The following is a 15,389-nucleotide window of genomic DNA, read 5'->3' as shown; positions in this document are numbered from 1 at the left end:
TCTAAGGCTTCCACTTTCGAAAGACCGCATTAAAAATTGAAAAATGGCAAAAGAAGTCAGTAAATTAGTTAAGTTACAAGTTCGCGGAGGTGCTGCTAACCCATCACCGCCAGTTGGACCTGCTCTTGGTGCTGCCGGTGTCAATATCATGGAGTTCTGTAAGCAGTTTAATGCTAGAACCCAAGATAAACAAGGAAAAGTATTGCCAGTTGCGATTACGGTATATAAGGACAAATCATTTGATTTTGTTATTAAAACGCCACCAGCTGCAGTTCAGATCCTTGAAGCCGCTAAAGCAAAGAAAGGCTCAGGCGAACCACACGCAAAAAAAGTAGCCAGTATCTCATGGGATCAAGTTAAAGCAATCGCGGAAGACAAAATGCCCGATCTTAATGCATTTACCGTAGAGTCTGCCATGAAAATGGTAGCAGGTACTGCACGTTCTATGGGAGTTAAAGTAAAAGGTCCTGCACCTTTTTAATCTGAAAAAAGAATCTAGAAAATGGCACGATTAACTAAAAAGCAAAAGGAAGCTAAACTTAAGGTAGAGGATAAAACCTATACCGTAGCTGAAGCTTCTGCTTTAATAAAAGAAATCACCAACGTAAAGTTTGATGCTTCTATTGACCTTGCGGTACGCCTAAACGTGGATCCACGTAAAGCGAACCAAATGGTTAGAGGCGTTGTTACCCTTCCGCACGGAACAGGTAAAGACGTAAAAGTTTTGGCTTTGGTAACTCCAGATAAGGAGGCTGAGGCACAAGAAGCTGGAGCAGACTATGTTGGTCTTGACGAGTACCTCGATAAAATAAAGGGAGGATGGACAGATGTTGACGTAATTGTAACTATGCCAAGCGTTATGGGTAAATTGGGTCCTTTAGGGCGTATATTAGGTCCTCGTGGGCTTATGCCAAACCCAAAAACGGGCACAGTAACAATGGACGTTGCTAAAGCAGTTTCAGATGTAAAAGCTGGTAAAATCGACTTTAAGGTTGATAAAACTGGTATTGTTCATGCAGCAATAGGAAAAGCTTCTTTTGATGCTGAAAAAATTGCTGGGAACGCAAGAGAATTATTAACAACCCTCGTTAAACTTAAGCCTCAGGCTGCAAAAGGTATTTACATAAAGAGTATCTTTATGTCTAGTACAATGAGCCCTAGTGTTGAAGTAGATACCAAAAGGTTTACTGAGCAGTAAAAACTGGAAATTATGACTAGAGAAGAGAAATCACAAGTAATTGAAACGTTGACTGCGCAGTTGTCTGATAATGCCAATATTTATTTGGCAGATATTTCAGGCCTTAACGCAGGAAAAACTACTAACCTACGCCGTGCTTGCTTTAAAGCGGGTGTACAGTTGGCAGTAGTTAAGAACACCTTGCTTAAAAAAGCAATGGAGAGTTCTGATAAAGACTTTGGTGAATTGACTGAAATCCTTAAGGGAAATACTTCCTTGATGTTTTCTGAAACAGGTAACGCACCTGCCAAAGTTATTAAGGAATTCAGAAAAAAATCTGATAAGCCGTTATTAAAGGGAGCCTACATCCAAGAGTCAATTTACGTTGGCGATAATCAATTGGAAAGCCTGGCTGAACTTAAATCTAAAGACGAGCTTGTTGGAGAAATTGTCGGGTTGTTGCAATCGCCTGCTAAAAATGTTATCTCTGCACTTAAGAGTGGTGGTAGCACAATTGCTGGTCTTGTTAAAACCTTATCCGAAAAAGAAGGATAAAATATTTGCCACCTAAACCCTTTCGGGGGACAGAGTGGTACAAACAATGCACTAATTAATATATATAAACACAATTATTTTTAAAAACGATAGAAATGGCAGATTTGAAAGATTTCGCAGAACAATTGGTTAACTTAACTGTAAAAGAAGTTAATGAGTTAGCTACAATATTAAAAGACGAGTACGGCATTGAGCCTGCTGCTGCTGCTGTAGCAGTTGCTGGTGGTGCTGCTGGTGGTGGTGAAGAAGCCGAAGAGCAATCAGAATTCGACGTAATTCTTACTGGCGCAGGTTCTTCTAAACTAGCAGTTGTAAAACTAGTTAAGGAATTAACTGGTGCTGGTCTTAAAGATGCAAAAGAATTAGTTGATAACGCACCTTCTCCAATTAAGGAAGGTATTGCTAAAGATGAAGCTGAAGCTTTAAAAGCACAACTAGAAGAAGCGGGAGCAGAGGTTGAGCTTAAGTAAGATACCAGAGTTCCAAACACTAAGGTTTAGGTCTTCCGTCCCGATCGCTATCGGGGTCGGATAAGGCCTAAACCATTTTGCGTATATAATGGTTAATACCTTTTTATACGATTTACAATTTCATTTTTAATTAAAATTCCGTCCATAGATGTCAGCAACGCAAACTGAAAGATTGAATTTTTCCTCTGTAAAAAATAAGCCGGATTATCCGGACTTTTTGGACATTCAGATTAAATCCTTCCAGGATTTTTTCCAATTGGAAACCAAGTCAGAAGAAAGAGGCCAAGAAGGGTTGTACAAAACCTTTCTAGAAAATTTTCCCATTACCGATACTCGCAACCAATTTGTTTTAGAGTTTTTAGACTATTTCGTAGATCCGCCTAGGTATTCCATTCAGGAATGTATTGAGCGTGGCCTAACTTATAGCGTACCTCTAAAAGCAAGGTTGAAACTGTACTGTACAGATGCAGAGCACGAAGATTTTGAAACTATCGTGCAAGATGTGTATTTAGGCACTATACCTTACATGACGCCAAGTGGTACCTTCTGCATCAATGGAGCAGAACGTGTTGTTGTTTCGCAACTTCACCGTTCTCCTGGTGTTTTCTTTGGCCAGTCTTTCCACGCAAATGGAACAAAACTTTACTCTGCCCGTGTTATACCTTTTAAAGGTTCCTGGATTGAGTTTGCCACAGACATCAATAGCGTAATGTACGCTTATATAGACCGTAAGAAAAAATTACCTGTAACTACACTTTTCCGAGCTATCGGGTTTGAAAGAGATAAGGATATTCTTGAGATATTTGATCTTGCCGAAGAGGTTAAAGCTACCAAAACAGGACTTAAAAAACACATAGGCCGTAAATTGGCTGCTCGTGTACTGAAAACATGGCACGAAGATTTTGTGGATGAAGACACCGGCGAGGTTGTTTCAATAGAACGAAACGAAATTATCTTAGACCGTGATACCGTTCTTGAAAAGGAACATATAGACGAAATCATTGACTCTGGCTCTAAAACTGTACTCCTTCACAAAGAGGAAAACGTAACGGCAGATTACTCTATAATTCACAATACATTACAAAAAGACCCTACCAACTCTGAAAAAGAAGCGGTAGAGCATATTTACAGACAATTGCGTAATGCCGAGCCGCCAGATGAGGAAACGGCACGTGGTATTATTAATAAGCTCTTCTTTAGTGACCAAAGATATAATCTTGGGGAAGTAGGGCGTTATAGAATGAACAAAAAACTTGGTCTTGAAATTGAAATGGATAAGCAGGTGCTTACCAAAGAAGATATCATTACCATTGTAAAATATTTAATAGAGCTTATCAATTCTAAAGCTGAAATTGATGATATTGATCACCTTAGTAACCGTCGTGTACGTACTGTAGGAGAGCAATTGTCACAACAGTTTGGCGTTGGTCTAGCCCGTATGGCGCGTACCATTCGCGAGCGTATGAACGTTCGTGACAACGAGGTGTTTACACCTATAGATTTGATTAACGCAAAGACCTTGTCTTCCGTAATCAACTCGTTTTTTGGTACCAACCAGCTTTCGCAGTTTATGGATCAAACAAACCCATTGGCTGAGATTACGCATAAGCGTCGTCTTTCAGCACTTGGGCCAGGAGGTCTTTCGCGTGAAAGAGCCGGGTTTGAGGTTCGTGATGTGCATTATACACACTACGGAAGGTTATGCCCTATTGAAACGCCAGAAGGACCAAACATTGGTTTGATTTCTTCACTTTCGGTTTATGCAAAGGTGAATAACCTTGGGTTTATTGAAACGCCATACCGAAATGTTTCCGAAGGGAAAATCGATTTTAAAAATGAACCGATCTACCTTTCTGCAGAAGAGGAAGAAGACATGCATATTGCACAGGCCAACATTCCGTTGACTGATGAGGGCGCTATAGATGCAGAAAAGGTTATTGCACGTATGGAAGGTGACTTCCCGCTAGTTGAACCAACCGTGTTAAACTATGCTGATGTTGCACCAAACCAAATTGCATCCATATCAGCTTCCTTGATTCCTTTCTTGGAGCATGATGATGCCAACCGTGCATTGATGGGGTCAAACATGATGCGTCAGGCTGTACCTTTATTGATTGCAGATTCGCCAATTGTAGGAACCGGATTGGAAAGACAAGTTGCTTCTGATAGTCGTGTGCTTATTAATGCCGAAGGAGATGGTGTGGTTGAATATGTAGATGCAAACGAAGTTACTATAAAGTACGACCGTACTGATGATGAACGTAAGGTAAGCTTTGATAGCGATTCAAAAACATATCAATTAGTAAAATTCAGAAAAACGAATCAAGGAACTTCCATTAACTTGAAGCCAATTGTACGCAAGGGCGATAGGGTTAAAAAAGGACAGGTTCTTTGTCAAGGTTACGCTACCGAAAAAGGAGAGCTGGCACTTGGACGGAACATGAAAGTTGCCTTTATGCCTTGGAAAGGGTATAACTTTGAGGATGCGATCGTTATTTCTGAAAAAGTAGTTCGTGAAGATATCTTTACTTCTATCCACGTTGATGAATACGCATTGGAAGTTCGCGATACCAAATTAGGTAACGAAGAACTTACAAACGATATTCCAAACGTATCGGAAGAAGCAACAAAAGATCTGGATGAATTCGGAATGATTCGTATTGGTGCCGAAGTAAAACCAGGCGATATCCTTATCGGGAAAATTACACCTAAAGGAGAAAGTGACCCTACACCAGAAGAAAAACTGCTTCGTGCTATCTTCGGTGATAAGGCGGGCGATGTAAAAGACGCTTCGTTAAAAGCTTCACCATCCTTAAATGGGGTTGTAATTGATAAGAAGTTATTTGCACGAGCAATTAAAGACAAACGCAAGCGCGCCAGAGATAAGGAGAGCATTGCAGAACTAGAGGCAAAATTTGAAGCAAAATTTGTTTCACTTCAAGATGTTCTAGTTGAAAAACTTTTTACAATTGTAGGTGGTAAAACTGCGCAGGGCATTAGTAATGACCTTGGTGAAGTGGTTTTCCCTAAAGGTAAAAAGTTCACGTTAAAAATGCTTAACTCTGTTGACGATTACACCCACTTGGTTGGCGGTACTTGGACTACTGACGATAAAATCAATAGTTTGGTGGCAGATTTAATGCACAACTATAGAATTAAGGAGAACGATCTACAAGGAAGTTTACGCCGTGAGAAGTTTACCATCTCTGTTGGAGATGAGCTTCCATCCGGAATTTTGAAACTCGCTAAAGTTTATATTGCTAAAAAGCGTAAGCTAAAAGTAGGGGACAAGATGGCTGGACGTCACGGAAACAAAGGTATTGTTGCACGTATTGTGCGTGAGGAAGACATGCCGTTCCTAGAAGATGGAACGCCAGTAGACATCGTGTTGAACCCACTTGGGGTACCATCGCGAATGAATATTGGTCAAATTTATGAAACTGTACTAGGATGGGCCGGACAAAAACTGAACCGCAAGTTTGCGACACCTATTTTTGATGGCGCTGTAATAGACCAGATTAATGAATATACCGATGAAGCTGGAATTCCAAGATACGGGCATACGCACTTGTATGATGGAGGAACCGGAAAGCGTTTTGATCAACCTGCAACCGTAGGTATAATCTATATGCTAAAACTGGGCCACATGGTAGATGATAAAATGCACGCGCGTTCTATTGGGCCATACTCCCTTATTACGCAACAACCGCTTGGTGGTAAAGCACAATTTGGTGGGCAGCGTTTTGGAGAGATGGAAGTTTGGGCCTTGGAAGCTTACGGTGCATCTAGCACGCTTAGAGAAATATTGACTGTTAAATCTGATGATGTTATAGGAAGGGCTAAAACCTACGAGGCAATCGTAAAAGGTGAAACCATGCCTGAACCAGGATTACCAGAATCTTTCAACGTACTTATGCACGAATTGAAAGGATTGGGTCTTGATATTAGATTAGAGGAATAATAAAACCCCTGCGAAGGCAGGGGTCTTAAACATTTCCTCCGAGGTGCTAAAGCCCTCATTTAACAACAAAGTTTATTTAAAACATGATGAACAGAAATAAAGAAAAAACAGTACAGAAATTCAATAAAATTTCTATCGGTTTATCTTCTCCTGAAGCTATTTTAGCCGAATCGCGCGGAGAAGTATTAAAACCTGAAACAATAAACTACCGTACGCACAAACCAGAGCGTGACGGACTTTTCTGTGAGCGCATATTTGGTCCTGTAAAAGACTATGAGTGTGCCTGTGGTAAATATAAAAGAATTCGCTACAAAGGTATAGTATGTGACCGTTGTGGTGTGGAAGTGACTGAAAAGAAAGTACGTCGCGACCGCGTTGGGCATATTAACTTGGTAGTGCCAGTTGCACATATTTGGTACTTCCGAAGCCTTCCCAACAAAATTGGATACCTTCTAGGCTTGCCGTCTAAGAAATTAGACATGATAATTTACTACGAACGTTATGTAGTAATTCAGCCAGGTATTGCAAAATATGAAGGTGGAGAAACGGTTAATAAACTAGATTTCCTTACCGAAGAAGAATATCTTGCAGTTTTGGATACACTTCCGCAGGAAAACCAATATTTGGAAGATACTGATCCAAATAAGTTTATTGCCAAAATGGGAGCCGAGTGCTTGATTGAGCTGCTTCAAAGAATTGATCTTGATCAACTCTCTTATGACCTTCGCCACAAAGCAAATAACGAAACATCTAAACAACGAAAAACTGAGGCACTAAAACGTCTTCAGGTAGTTGAAGCACTTCGCGATGCAAATAAAAACCGCGAAAACAAATCGGAATGGATGATTATGAAAGTAGTTCCGGTGATTCCACCAGAGCTTCGTCCATTGGTACCGTTAGATGGTGGCCGATTTGCGACTTCAGATTTGAACGATCTTTACCGCCGTGTAATTATCCGTAACAATCGTTTAAAGCGATTGATGGAGATTAAGGCACCTGAAGTTATTCTACGTAACGAGAAACGTATGCTTCAGGAATCGGTAGATTCATTACTTGATAACACACGTAAATCTTCAGCAGTAAAAACTGATAGCAACCGCCCGTTGAAATCACTTTCAGATTCATTGAAAGGAAAACAAGGTCGTTTCCGTCAGAACTTGCTTGGTAAACGAGTAGATTATTCGGCACGTTCGGTAATTGTTGTTGGACCAGAATTGAAACTGTTTGAATGTGGTCTTCCAAAAGATATGGCTGCCGAACTTTACAAACCTTTTGTAATCCGTAAATTGATTGAAAGAGGAATTGTAAAAACAGTAAAATCTGCCAAGAAAATTATAGATAAAAAAGAACCCGTAGTTTGGGATATTCTTGAAAACGTATTGAAAGGACACCCAGTTATGCTTAACCGGGCTCCTACCCTGCACAGACTGGGGATCCAAGCTTTTCAACCTAAATTAATTGAAGGGAAAGCAATTCAGTTGCACCCATTAGTATGTACAGCATTTAACGCCGATTTTGATGGCGATCAAATGGCGGTGCACTTACCATTAGGGCCTGAGGCTATTCTAGAGTGCCAGTTGTTAATGCTGGCTTCGCATAGTATTCTTAACCCTGCCAATGGTTCGCCAGTTGCAGTACCTTCACAGGATATGGTTCTAGGTCTTTACTACATGACCAAGCTGAAAAAAAGTATTGGTGATGATGTAGTTAAAGGAGAAGGACTAACGTTCTATTCGGCTGAAGAAGCAATTATTGCCTACAACGAAGGGCAAGTTGATCTTAATGCCGAAATTAAAATACGAACGAAAGATTTTAATGAGAACGGCGAGTTGGTAATGCAAATTATCACTACAACCTTAGGAAGAGTAATCTTTAATGAGGAAGTTCCAGAAGAAGCTGGTTTCGTAAACGAAGTATTGACAAAAAAGACACTTCGTGATATTATTGGTAAAATTCTTAAGGTTACCAATGTACCGACTACAGCAGATTTCCTTGATGAAATTAAAACACTTGGTTATAAGTTTGCATATGAAGGCGGACTATCATTTAGCTTAGGTGATATTATTATTCCACCGGAAAAGCAAACAATGATTGATGATGCCAATACACAGGTTGATGGCATAATCAATAGCTACAACATGGGGCTTATTACCAATAATGAACGTTACAACCAAGTAATTGATATTTGGACTGCAACCAACGCAGAGCTTACTGAGCTTTCTATGAAGCGTATTCGCGAAGATAAGCAAGGGTTTAACTCAGTGTATATGATGCTTGATTCTGGTGCGAGGGGTTCTAAGGAACAAATTCGCCAGCTTACTGGTATGCGTGGATTGATGGCAAAACCGAAAAAATCGAATACTGGAGGTGGCGAAATTATTGAAAACCCAATTCTATCTAACTTTAAGGAAGGGCTTTCAATTCTTGAATACTTTATCTCTACCCACGGTGCGCGTAAAGGACTTGCAGATACGGCACTTAAAACGGCTGATGCGGGTTACCTAACACGTAGATTGGTTGATGTTTCGCAAGATGTTATTATCAACGAAGTTGACTGTGGTACCTTGCGTGGTATTGAGGTTTCATCATTAAAGAAAAACGAAGAGGTTGTTGAAACACTCGGAGCTAGAATTGTTGGACGTATAGCACTAAATGATGTTGTAGATCCGCTTACCAAGGAGGTATTAGTAGAAGCTGGAGCTCACATTTCAGAAGAAATTGCCGACGCTATAGAGGAATCTCCGTTAGATACTATTGAAGTTCGTTCTGCACTTACTTGCGAAGCGAAAAAAGGAATCTGTTCACAGTGTTACGGAAGAAACCTTGCAACCAATAAAATGGTTCAGCGTGGAGAAGCTGTTGGTGTTGTAGCAGCACAATCTATTGGAGAGCCTGGTACACAGCTTACATTGCGTACCTTCCACGTGGGTGGTATTGCAGGAAACATTTCTGAAGATAATAAACTGGTTGTTAAATTTGATGGTAAGGCAGAAATTGAAGACCTTAAAACCGTTAAGGGAGAAGACAACGAAGGAAAACCTGTTGATATCGTTATTTCTCGTACTTCTGAGTTGAAACTGGTTGACAAGAAAACAGGTATTACCTTAAGCACGAACAACATTCCTTATGGATCGTCATTATATATAAATGATGGCGATACTCTAAAAGCTGGTGATGTTGCCTGTACTTGGGATCCATATAACGGGGTTATTATTTCGGAATTTGCCGGAAAAATTAAATACGAAAACATCGTTAAAGGGGTGACTTACCAAGTGGAAATTGATGAACAAACAGGTTTCCAAGAAAAGGTTATTTCTGAATCTAGAGATAAAAAACGAATTCCTACTTTGCTTATTCTAGGTAAGAAAGACGAAGTAATACGTTCTTACAACTTACCAGTTGGGGCCCACATTATGGTGGACGATAAGGAGAAGGTTAAAATAGGAAAGGTACTTGTGAAAATTCCTCGTAAATCTGCAAAAGCAGGTGATATTACTGGAGGTCTTCCACGTGTTACCGAGCTATTTGAAGCGCGTAATCCATCAAACCCTGCTGTTGTTAGTGAGATTGATGGTGTGGTTTCTTTCGGGAAAATTAAGCGTGGTAACCGCGAGATTATCGTAGAGTCCAAATTGGGCGAACTGAAAAAATATTTGGTTAAATTATCAAGTCAGATTTTAGTTCAAGAAAACGATTATGTACGTGCAGGTATGCCATTGTCAGATGGTTCCATTACGCCGGAGGATATCCTTCGTATTAAAGGCCCATCTGCAGTACAGCAATATCTTGTAAATGAAGTTCAAGAGGTTTACCGTCTGCAAGGGGTTAAGATTAACGATAAGCACTTTGAGGTGGTTGTTCGCCAAATGATGCGTAAAGTTAGAATCCAAGACCCAGGAGATACTACTTTCCTTGAAAATCAGTTAGGACATAAGGATGACTTCATTGAAGAAAACGATAAGATTTTCGGAATGAAAGTTATCACTAACGCTGGAGAGTCTGAAAACCTGAAAGAAGGACAAATTCTTTCTTCACGCGAACTTCGCGACGAAAACTCACTATTGAGAAGAAGTGATAAAGATCTTGTAGAAGCGCGCGATGCGGTTCCTGCAACGGCAACTCCGGTACTTCAGGGTATTACGAGAGCCTCGTTACAGACTAAATCGTTTATCTCGGCAGCTTCCTTCCAGGAAACTACCAAAGTATTGAACGAAGCGGCAGTTGCCGGTAAAGTTGATACCTTAGAAGGCTTGAAAGAAAACGTAATTGTAGGCCATAAAATACCTGCCGGAACCGGTATGCGTGTATATGACTCTATAATTGTGGGATCTAAACAGGAGCTTGAGGAAATGAATCGCGTAAAGCAAGAAGTAAATTATAATTAATTTTATTGTGGTGGTAGCGACGTGCTTCGGTGCGTCTCTATCAGCACAACCATATCTTTTAAACATGTCAGATCAAAAAAAACAAGACCCCAATAAAAAAGGACAGATTAACATTGAATTGGATGAGAGCGTAGGGCAGGGCACGTACAGTAACCTGGCTATTATCAACCATTCTGTTTCTGAATTTGTAGTGGATTTTGTAACTATTATGCCCGGAATTCCCAAAAGTAAAGTGAAGTCTAGAATTATCTTGACGCCACAGCACGCAAAGCGTTTTCTGAAGGCATTGAATGACAATGTAAAACGATTTGAAAAGGCCCATGGCGAAATAAAGGATTATGAGCAACCGCCACTTCCTTTAAACTTTGGCCCTACGGGTGAAGCATAGAAAAAAATCCAGCTGATAAAGCTGGATTTTTTTGTTTATGGTTATAGCTTGACAGTAAAAAGATTGTTTTTTTAACTGTCATCAGTTATCCTTACTTTGCTTTTTCAAATTCACTTACAAAGTGCAATTTCACATTTGGGTATTTAGACTGTGTCATTTGGAGGGTAAACGATGAATCGGCAAAGAATACCAATTGACCGCGTTTGTCCTTAGCTAGAAACTTCGCCTTAACTCTTTTGAATTCGGCAAACTCTTCACTTTTCGGGTCTTTTGCTTCTACCCAACAAGCTTTGTGTACATTTAAGTTTTCGTATGAACAACTAGCGCCATACTCATGTTCTAGGCGGTATTGAATAACTTCAAATTGTAACGCACCAACGGTTCCAATTACTTTCCGGCCGTTTAGTTCTAAGGTAAAAAGCTGTGCTACCCCTTCATCCATTAACTGGTCAATTCCCTTTTCAAGCTGCTTGCTCTTCATTGGGTCTGCATTGTTAATAAACTTAAAGTGTTCTGGTGAGAAACTCGGAATTCCTCGGTATTGCATTTGTTCCCCTTCGGTAAGGGTATCACCAATTTTGAAGTTTCCGGTATCGTGTAAACCAACGATATCACCAGGGTAGGAGGTATCTACTATTTGTTTCTTTTCAGCAAAGAAAGCATTGGGGCTGCTAAACTTCATCTTCTTGCCATTGCGAACGTGAAGGTATGGGGAGTTTCGTTCAAAAGTGCCCGAAACAATCTTTACAAAAGCCAATCGGTCGCGATGCTTGGGGTCCATGTTGGCGTGAATTTTAAAAACAAAACCTGTAAAATCCTTTTCATCTGGTTTCACCAAACGCGTACTGCTTTCTTTAGGGCGTGGCGTAGGGGCTATTTCAACAAAACAATCCAACAGCTCGCGAACCCCAAAATTATTTAAGGCAGAGCCAAAAAATACCGGCTGTAGCTTACCATCTAAATATTCTTTCCCGTCAAAATCGGGGTATACCTCAAGTACAAGCTCCAATTCTTCTCTAAGCGTATCGGCCGCTTTTTCGCCAATTAAGTCGTCAAGTTCAGGGTTGCTTAAATCTTCAATCTCTATGGTCTCTTCTATGTTCTTTCTGCTATCGCCACTAAAAAGATTCACATTTTTTTCCCAAACGTTGTAAATTCCTTTGAAGTCGTAGCCCATTCCTATGGGGAAACTTAAAGGCGTAACCCTTAAATGTAATTTTTGTTCAATTTCGTCGAGTAGTTCAAATGCATCTCGTCCTTCACGGTCTAGTTTATTGATAAAAACAATCATGGGGATGTTTCGCATTCTACAAACTTCAACTAGTTTTACGGTCTGTTCCTCAACACCTTTTGCAACATCAATTACTACAATAACACTGTCAACAGCAGTTAGGGTACGGAAGGTGTCTTCTGCAAAATCCTTGTGTCCTGGGGTATCTAATATGTTTATTTTCACCCCTTCATATTCAAAAGCCAAAACCGATGTAGCAACCGAGATACCACGCTGACGCTCTATTTCCATAAAGTCGCTGGTAGCTCCTTTTTTTACCTTATTGTTTTTAACGGCGCCAGCTTCATTAATCGCGCCCCCAAAAAGCAGTAGTTTTTCGGTCAGGGTTGTTTTTCCGGCATCTGGGTGGGCAATAATTCCGAAAGTTCTTCTTCGGTTTATTTCTTTTTGTAAGGACATAGACTTTTTGTTATATAAGGTCTGCAAAGATAAAGTTTGTTATTGGAGTAATAAACTACAGGGCTGGTAAATAGTTAAAAATTGGATATTTATTTCTAATTATTTTTGTTAAAAAATTAAGACTATTTATTGATTGCTTGAAGAGAAATAGCTTGTATTTGTGTGGGGTATGGCCTGCTGTTTTTTGTTTATATTTAATGAGATATGAGGTGTAATCCTCCAAAAAGCCTTATATTAGCTGATGTTACAGCTATTGCTAAATTTTTAACTGTTACGCTTAAAACAAAAATCAACACCTTACTAAGGTGTTAAAATATACGTGTAAACACGTATATGATTTATAAAAAATAATGTTAATTTTGACAGCAATTAATAACGAGTTGGTTATTCGTTAATCATAACAATAACTAACGGTTTTTGACCGCTCCCTCCCCAGGTCTATACTTTTATTTAACCTACACGAATTTTTTTATAAGGCTTATCTCCCCGAAGGTCTTTAGTATTGAATTGATTTATATTTTTTTTTGAACTCTTGGTCTAGTTCTTTTCTCCCCGAAAAGGCCAAGCAAATTTTTATATACCTATAGATATGAAAGTAAATACTTTACGGATTTCTAATTCGCACAATCGTACGTTTCACGCTAAACAAGGGCGTCTGTTTTTCATCTGTTTTTTAATGACGCTGCTTGCTATTTCTGCTTATGGGCAAGATATTCATAAGGAAAGGGTTGGCTATACTCTTGGTAAAGATCAAGTAAAGGGCTTAGATAATCCAGAAGGCCCAGGAACCGGTAATAGTATTTTAGTGCCAGATGATGATGCAACATATGGGGCTACACCAAAAGAATTGGTTGAAAATATTTTAGCCTCTACTTGCCTTACAATAGATAATGTTAGATTTGGATATTATGATAATAATGGTAGCGGGAGTTGGCAAAATAACTTTGGTAGCACAACCTTATTACGACAATTAGGCTACTTTAATGAAGGAAATGCTCAAAATTTTGCAATGGAAGAAGGCTTGTTGCTTTCTACCGGGAAAATTGGAAATGCTAGGGGGCCAAGTATTTCGGACGGTATTTCCGATGAAATGTTTGGCTCAGCGGGTGATCCTGATTTAGCTCTTATTACAGGGCGAACTATGATGGATGCAGCAGTGCTTGAAATTGATTTTACACCTATAGGAACAAAAATTGAGTTTCAATTTGTTTTTGCCTCAGATGAATATTTAGAATATTGTGGAACGCAATATGAGGATGCTTTTGGTTTCTTTTTAAGTGGTCCAGGTATTGCTGGTGGGCAAGGATATCAAAATAATGCGATTAATTTAGCAGAATTACCTAATGGTGATCCTATTACTATCAATACAATACATCCATACGTTGCTTCAAATATTAGTGGAAACTCAGTACCAGCGAGCAATCCAGCTTATTATGCTAATAATAACATAAATGTTTCAACTGAATTTGATGGTGCAACCGTAATATTGACAGCTGAGTATACTGGTCTTACCTCTGGCTCAACATACAAAATGAAAATGGCCATTGCTGATGCTTCTGATCAAAATTATGATGCGGGGGTTTTTTTAAAAGCGAGAAGTTTTACCTCAAATGCCTTGTCTATTACAGATCCTGCTCCTCTTTGTTTAGGGGAAACTGCGGATATTACTGCTCCTGCAGTAACAGCAGGAAGTACGCTGCCAGGACCGTATACATACTGGGAAGATGCGGCTGCCTCAATACCTTTTACGACTCCAACTGCTGCAACGGCTGGAACCTATTATATTAAAGCAATTGATAATGATAGTGGTTGTGAAATTATTAAACCGGTAACAGTAACCGATTCTGATTTAGATTCTAATTTTACAAAACAAGATGTTACTTGTTTTGGAGATTCGAATGGTTCTATAGACTTATCTGTCACTGGTGGAACAGGTTCCTATACATATAATTGGACAACGAGTGATGGAAGTGGTTTAACGCAAGGAGTTCAAGATCAATCTGGGCTTACGGCCGGTACTTATGAAGTTACTGTAGATGATGGTGTTTGTACTACTTCGGAAACAGTTGTTATAACACAAGCTGTAGCTGTAGACCCACCAGTAAGCGGAGGCGATCAGACTGAGTGTGAAGCGAGTCCTATTCAAACATTGACTGCCAACGCAACGGTAGCTTCAGGTCAAACAGTTGTTTGGTACAATTTAGCTACAGGAGGTACAGTTGTGTCAAACCCTACCTTGGACAGTGTTGGTAGTGTAACATACTATGCGGAGACTTCCGTAAATGGTAATGGTTGTATTAGTTTAACAAGAACCCCAGTCACGCTAACGATTACGGATGCACCCGAAGCACCTATAAGTGGTGGGGATATCACAGAATGTCAAGAAGACCCATTGCAAACGTTGGATGCCAATGCAGCGATTACCTCAACAGATCCTGTTGTATGGTACGATGCATTAACTGGCGGAAACACCGTAAGCAGCCCAACCCTTAATAGCGTAGGCAGCACAACCTATTATGCCGAAACTGCAATCAGTGGTGGCTGTAACAGTTTAACAAGAACAGCGGTAACGCTAACGATTACGGATGCACCCGATGCCCCTATTAGTGGCGGAGATATCACAGAATGTCAAGAAGATCCATTGCAAACGTTGGATGCCAATGCAGCGATTACCTCAACAGATCCTGTTGTATGGTACGATGCATTAACTGGCGGAAACACCGTAAGCAGCCCAACCCTTAATAGCGTAGGCAGCACAACCTA

9 protein-coding genes are annotated in these 15,389 nt (G+C 40.0%); 8 read left to right on the top strand and 1 reads right to left on the bottom strand.

The features are described from left to right. Positions 1 to 43: 43 nt before the first annotated feature. The 7 genes from rplK to QPK98_RS00015 all read left to right on the top strand — a co-directional run bounded on the left by rplK (position 44) and on the right by QPK98_RS00015 (position 10,936). The gene (rplK, locus tag QPK98_RS00045; protein WP_310990945.1) at positions 44 to 481 is read left to right on the top strand and encodes a 50S ribosomal protein L11; all 438 of its coding nucleotides are present in this window, start codon (positions 44 to 46) and stop codon (positions 479 to 481) included. A gap of 21 nt (positions 482 to 502) precedes the next feature. Continuing rightward, on the top strand, positions 503 to 1,198 hold the full coding sequence (gene rplA, locus QPK98_RS00040) for a 50S ribosomal protein L1 (RefSeq protein WP_310990944.1): 696 nt from the start codon (positions 503 to 505) through the stop codon (positions 1,196 to 1,198). 12 nt (positions 1,199 to 1,210) lie between these two features. Continuing rightward, on the top strand, positions 1,211 to 1,732 hold the full coding sequence (gene rplJ, locus QPK98_RS00035; protein ID WP_310990943.1) for a 50S ribosomal protein L10: 522 nt from the start codon (positions 1,211 to 1,213) through the stop codon (positions 1,730 to 1,732). Positions 1,733 to 1,827: 95 nt separating this feature from the next. Beyond that, the gene (gene rplL, locus QPK98_RS00030) at positions 1,828 to 2,202 is read left to right on the top strand and encodes a 50S ribosomal protein L7/L12 (RefSeq protein WP_310990942.1); all 375 of its coding nucleotides are present in this window, start codon (positions 1,828 to 1,830) and stop codon (positions 2,200 to 2,202) included. Positions 2,203 to 2,350: 148 nt separating this feature from the next. After that, positions 2,351 to 6,163, top strand: a complete 3,813-nt coding sequence (rpoB, locus tag QPK98_RS00025) for a DNA-directed RNA polymerase subunit beta (protein ID WP_310990941.1) — start codon at positions 2,351 to 2,353, stop codon at positions 6,161 to 6,163. An 86-nt stretch (positions 6,164 to 6,249) separates the two neighbouring features. Then, a complete protein-coding gene (gene rpoC / locus QPK98_RS00020) occupies positions 6,250 to 10,548 on the top strand; it encodes a DNA-directed RNA polymerase subunit beta' (protein WP_310991720.1) in 4,299 nt (1,432 codons plus the stop codon). 64 nt (positions 10,549 to 10,612) lie between these two features. After that, positions 10,613 to 10,936: a DUF3467 domain-containing protein gene (locus QPK98_RS00015; protein WP_310990940.1), complete on the top strand. Its 324-nt coding sequence runs from the start codon at positions 10,613 to 10,615 to the stop codon at positions 10,934 to 10,936. Positions 10,937 to 11,027: 91 nt separating this feature from the next. On the opposite strand, the gene QPK98_RS00010 is transcribed toward QPK98_RS00015, so the two are convergent. Next, the gene (locus QPK98_RS00010) at positions 11,028 to 12,626 is read right to left on the bottom strand and encodes a peptide chain release factor 3 (protein WP_310990939.1); all 1,599 of its coding nucleotides are present in this window, start codon (positions 12,624 to 12,626) and stop codon (positions 11,028 to 11,030) included. Positions 12,627 to 13,215: 589 nt separating this feature from the next. Between QPK98_RS00010 and QPK98_RS00005 the strand changes: the two genes are divergently transcribed. After that, a partial coding sequence (locus tag QPK98_RS00005; protein WP_310990938.1) for a choice-of-anchor L domain-containing protein occupies positions 13,216 to 15,389 on the top strand: 2,174 nt, incomplete at its 3' end.

It is taken from the genome of Aequorivita marina (genome assembly GCF_031631895.2).
GTDB lineage: Bacteria > Bacteroidota > Bacteroidia > Flavobacteriales > Flavobacteriaceae > Aequorivita > Aequorivita marina.
This window is presented reverse-complemented; position numbering and strand designations above follow the sequence as displayed.

Bases quoted from the DNA above. Each gene is read 5' to 3' on its own strand.
- rplK (WP_310990945.1), top strand. From the start codon at position 44: ATGGCAAAAGAAGTCAGTAAATTAGTTAAGTTACAAGTTCGCGGAGGT.
- QPK98_RS00015 (WP_310990940.1), top strand. From the start codon at position 10,613: ATGTCAGATCAAAAAAAACAAGACCCCAATAAAAAAGGACAGATTAAC.
- QPK98_RS00010 (WP_310990939.1), bottom strand. From the start codon at position 12,626: ATGTCCTTACAAAAAGAAATAAACCGAAGAAGAACTTTCGGAATTATT.
- rpoB (WP_310990941.1), top strand. From the start codon at position 2,351: ATGTCAGCAACGCAAACTGAAAGATTGAATTTTTCCTCTGTAAAAAAT.
- rpoC (WP_310991720.1), top strand. From the start codon at position 6,250: ATGAACAGAAATAAAGAAAAAACAGTACAGAAATTCAATAAAATTTCT.
- rplL (WP_310990942.1), top strand. From the start codon at position 1,828: ATGGCAGATTTGAAAGATTTCGCAGAACAATTGGTTAACTTAACTGTA.
- rplJ (WP_310990943.1), top strand. From the start codon at position 1,211: ATGACTAGAGAAGAGAAATCACAAGTAATTGAAACGTTGACTGCGCAG.
- rplA (WP_310990944.1), top strand. From the start codon at position 503: ATGGCACGATTAACTAAAAAGCAAAAGGAAGCTAAACTTAAGGTAGAG.